The sequence below is a fragment of the Sedimenticola sp. genome, from assembly GCF_050289425.1.
Taxonomy (GTDB): domain Bacteria; phylum Pseudomonadota; class Gammaproteobacteria; order Chromatiales; family Chromatiaceae; genus Sedimenticola.
In genome coordinates, this window is the sequence record NZ_JBNKFS010000082.1 from 1 (window position 1) to 545 (window position 545).

Annotated in this window: 2 protein-coding genes; both read left to right on the top strand. The window is 66.2% G+C overall.

Annotated elements, in window-relative coordinates:
* Positions 1-189: hypothetical protein (locus ACQY5R_RS18305; RefSeq protein WP_428610723.1), on the top strand; the 189-nt coding region annotated here is incomplete at its 5' end.
* A gap of 146 nt (positions 190-335) precedes the next feature.
* The coding region (locus ACQY5R_RS18310) for a hydantoinase/oxoprolinase N-terminal domain-containing protein (RefSeq protein ID WP_428610724.1) at positions 336-545 on the top strand (210 nt) is incomplete at its 3' end.

Below are 545 nucleotides of genomic sequence, written 5' to 3' on the forward strand. Positions count from 1 at the left end.
GGCAAGGGCAGGCCCTCGGCCGAGGTGGTGACACCGAGCTTCCAGAGCCAGCGTGCCGCTCCCGCTGCCCCGGCCTCTGCTGGCGGAGCGGATCGGGCCCCGTCGGCCCCGGCAAAGGTGGCCGTCGCCGCAGGCGGCTCGCAGAGCAATGCCTCGTTTGACGACGATGACGGTTGGGACGAATTCTGACGCCTGAACGCGGGCCCTGCCGAACGCAAAAACACGCCCTGCGCCCTCCGGCGCGGGGCGTTTGCTTGTGCCGGAGCGGCGGAATGAATTGACATTCCGTCGCGCCTGTCGGACCCATAAACGGGTACAACCTGCAGGGGATAAGCATGGTGACGGCGTCGCATACCGAATGGGAATTCTGGATCGACCGGGGGGGCACCTTTACCGATGTGGTGGCGCGCGCCCCCGATGGCGGCATTACTACGCTGAAATTGCTGTCGGAAAACCCAGAGCATTACCCGGATGCGGCGGTCGAGGGCATTCGCCGCTGTCTGGGGATCGCTGCCAATGCGCCGATCCCGCCAAACACCATCCGG